Genomic DNA, 1,166 nt, shown 5'->3' with positions numbered 1-1,166 from the left:
CGGATCCAATGGCTTGCGAAAGGCGAGGCGTACGATGAGCAAAGAAGTACTGCTGGTTGTTGAGTCGGTATCCAATGAAAAGGGCGTACCGGCAAGCGTAATTTTTGAAGCGCTGGAGTTGGCCCTGGCCACTGCTACCAAAAAGCGTTTTGAAGACGAAGTTGACCTGCGTGTGGAAATTAACCGCCACACCGGTTCTTACGAAACTTTCCGTCGCTGGACGGTCGTCGAAGAGAATGATCTCGACGATCCGGCTATCGAAACCTGGCCAACCAAGGTTGCCGAAACGCATCCTGGTGCCAAGGTTGGCGACGTCGTTGAAGAAAAAATCGATTCTATCGAGTTCGGCCGCATTGCTGCGCAGACTGCCAAGCAAGTCATCGTGCAGAAAGTGCGTGAAGCCGAGCGCGCTCAAGTGGTTGACGCCTATCGCGAGCGCCTGGGAGAAATCATCTCCGGCACCGTGAAGAAAGTGACCCGCGACAACGTGATCGTCGATCTGGGCAATAACGCTGAAGCGTTGCTGGCCCGTGAAGACATCATCTCTCGCGAAACCTTCCGTGTCGGCGTGCGTCTGCGTGCGCTGCTCAAGGAAATCCGCACTGAGAACCGCGGCCCGCAGCTGATCCTGTCGCGTACCGCGCCGGAAATGCTGATCGAGCTGTTCCGCATCGAAGTGCCGGAAATTGCCGAAGGCCTGATCGAAGTAATGGCTGCGTCCCGTGATCCGGGTTCGCGCGCCAAGATCGCCGTTCGCTCGAAGGACAAACGCATTGACCCGCAGGGCGCTTGCATCGGTATGCGCGGTTCGCGCGTCCAGGCAGTGTCGGGTGAGTTGGGCGGTGAGCGTGTTGATATCGTCCTGTGGGACGACAACCCGGCTCAGTTCGTAATCAACGCCATGTCCCCGGCCGAGGTTGCGGCAATTATCGTTGACGAAGATGCCCACGCCATGGACATCGCCGTTGGCGCAGACAATCTGGCTCAGGCCATCGGTCGTGGTGGTCAGAACGTGCGTCTGGCAAGCCAGTTGACTGGCTGGACCCTGAACGTGATGACCGAATCGGACATCCAGGCTAAGCAGCAAGCAGAAACCGGCGACATCCTGCGCAACTTCATCGACGAGCTGGAAGTCGACGAAGATCTGGCACAGGTGCTGGTAGATG

Annotated in this window: 1 protein-coding gene; it reads left to right on the top strand. The window is 57.6% G+C overall.

What is annotated here, in order from left to right; all coding sequences use genetic code 11:
* Window positions 1–34: 34 nt before the first annotated feature.
* Window positions 35–1,166, top strand: a 1,132-nt coding sequence (gene nusA / locus ACIOVB_RS27835) for a transcription termination factor NusA (RefSeq protein ID WP_401272315.1), incomplete at its 3' end; no start/stop codon positions are given.

It is taken from the genome of Pseudomonas sp. NPDC087639 (assembly GCF_044743385.1).
In the GTDB taxonomy this organism is placed as follows: domain Bacteria; phylum Pseudomonadota; class Gammaproteobacteria; order Pseudomonadales; family Pseudomonadaceae; genus Aquipseudomonas.
The sequence above is the reverse complement of the archived record's forward strand: the minus strand, read 5'-3'. Positions and strand labels throughout refer to the sequence as shown.